Below are 597 nucleotides of genomic sequence, written 5' to 3' on the forward strand. Positions count from 1 at the left end.
AGGCTATCTAAATAGGTTTTAGTACCGAAACCCAGTACGAATGCGACTACGAGAAAGAGAGACCAATTGCGGCTCATAATGATTCCTTATCTTTGCATTTTGATGGCGGGATAGATGGTGGATTGTCCGTCGGTCAGTTCTCCGACCCACGTCATCGATTCTTGAGTGCAAACGGGCAACACGACTTCGCCAGAGTATTTTCCAGGTGCTATTTTCTTGAGGAGAAACTTCGGCTCGCCCATTTCCATTTCTCTTCCTGAAAGGCTCAGAACCAACTGCTCTGCGTCACTTTTGTTCCACTCAACATCGAGTTTTGCAGGAATAAGGGGTTGAGCATTATCGACATTGAGTGTCATGGTGACACCTTGTTGGACACATGCCGTTGTCGAGAGCAGGCAGTACTCATCAAGTGGTTTGACTGTCGAGGAAGAAGAGAAACTCTTGAGCAGCGTCGGGGCGTAGAATCCCGCAACGAGTGCGACCGCAATGGCGGCAATTTTTAACACTTTCATTAAGGTTCAGCATTTATCACTTAACATTAACCGCATCGTAGCACATATGTGTAACTCGCCAAGGCGTCTCCTCGACAATTTGTGC

General features: G+C 47.2%; 1 protein-coding gene and 1 pseudogene. Both read right to left on the minus strand.

Annotated features, from left to right (window positions below; all coding sequences use genetic code 11):
- Positions 1-77: pseudogene (locus R7R24_RS28615) on the minus strand (SCO family protein); the annotation flags it as partial.
- Positions 78-86: 9 nt separating this feature from the next.
- On the minus strand, positions 87-512 hold the full coding sequence (locus tag R7R24_RS28620) for a hypothetical protein (protein ID WP_020838259.1): 426 nt from the start codon (positions 510-512) through the stop codon (positions 87-89).
- Positions 513-597 lie beyond the last annotated feature (85 nt).

This window comes from Vibrio sp. 704 (assembly GCF_033339295.1).